Origin of the sequence: Streptomyces lunalinharesii, from assembly GCF_039532155.1 — a bacterium.
Lineage (GTDB): Bacteria > Actinomycetota > Actinomycetes > Streptomycetales > Streptomycetaceae > Streptomyces > Streptomyces lunalinharesii.
In genome coordinates this window covers 1-1,045 of sequence record NZ_BAAARK010000111.1, presented here as the reverse complement: position 1 = coordinate 1,045, position 1,045 = coordinate 1, and the positions used below count along the sequence as shown (strand labels likewise).

3 protein-coding genes are annotated in these 1,045 nt (G+C 67.6%); all 3 read right to left on the bottom strand.

What is annotated here, in order from left to right; translation table 11 throughout:
• Positions 1-297, bottom strand: a 297-nt coding sequence (locus ABD385_RS41165; protein WP_344585402.1) for a gas vesicle protein, incomplete at its 3' end; no start/stop codon positions are given.
• A gap of 81 nt (positions 298-378) precedes the next feature.
• Positions 379-630, bottom strand: a complete 252-nt coding sequence (locus ABD385_RS41160; RefSeq protein ID WP_344585400.1) for a gas vesicle protein GvpG — start codon at positions 628-630, stop codon at positions 379-381.
• Positions 631-641: 11 nt separating this feature from the next.
• Positions 642-1,045, bottom strand: a 404-nt coding sequence (locus ABD385_RS41155) for a GvpL/GvpF family gas vesicle protein (protein ID WP_344585398.1), incomplete at its 5' end; no start/stop codon positions are given.

Sequence of the window (1,045 nt, the reverse complement as noted above, 5' to 3'; positions counted from 1 at the left end):
CGCCTCGATCTCCGCGCGCAGGCGGGCGTTCTCCTCGGCCAGCGAGTGGTGGCCGTCCGCGGCGTGCGAGGAGAGCGAGGGGTCGTGCTCCCACCAGTCGATGCCCATCTCCTTCGCCTTGTCCACGGACGCCACGATCAGCCGCAGCTTGATGGTGAGCAGCTCGATGTCGAGCAGGTTGATCTGGATGTCACCGGCGATCACGATGCCCTTGTCCAGGACGCGTTCGAGGATGTCGGCGAGGTTGGCCGACGAGCCCTGCCCGTACGGGCCGGCCCTGGAGGGGAGGTTCCCCATGCTGCGGGCTACGGGTTCGGTCACGGTGGTCACTCCTCACCCACCGGTTCGTCCGGCGCGTTCGGGGCGGGAAGAGGGCCGTCAGGGCTGGGGCGTTCCGCGGTGCGCCCTGATCTCCTCCAGCTTGTCGAGCAGTTCGTCCTCGCGCCTGTCGAAGGTCTCCTCGTCGATCTCTCCCGCCAGCAGGGCCTCTTCCAACTGGACGAGCTGCTGTTGGACGGGCCGCGGGTCGTAGTACTCGTCCTCGGCGGCCTCGACGATGCGGTCGACTATCCAGGCCACGCCGCGTACCGGTGCGAGCGGCAGGGTCGCGATCTGTGTCAGCAGTCCCATGTGCGGCCTCCTCAGACGAAGCTGTAGGCGGGCAGCGGACCGTGGAGGCGGACCGTGAAGTCCGCTCCGAGCTCGTCGGCGAGTTGTTTCTCCACGGCGAGGAAGTCCTGTTCGTCGTCCCGGTTCACGAGGAACGACACGTTCAGGAAGTCGTTCGCCGCCGGCTCTGCGAGGTGGTTCTGGCGTACGGATCCGCGGAGGGCGGCCACGATGTCGGTGGCCAGTTGGCCCTGGCGTGCCTGGACTTCCTGAACGACCAGTTCGCCGAGGGCGAGTGGCAACTCGGGGTTGTTGCTGCCGCTCCTGATCTCGTCGTTGAGGGCCCGTGCCTGGTCCGATTCGCGCAGGACCTGGCGCAGCAGCGCCTCCTCGTCCTGGCCCACCTTGAGGTTGTACTCGACGCAGTTGTCCAGCG

What these genes read in the sequence shown, in the direction of transcription:
- ABD385_RS41160 (WP_344585400.1), bottom strand. Translation starts at nt 630, where the DNA reads ATGGGACTGCTGACACAGATCGCGACCCTGCCGCTCGCACCGGTACGC.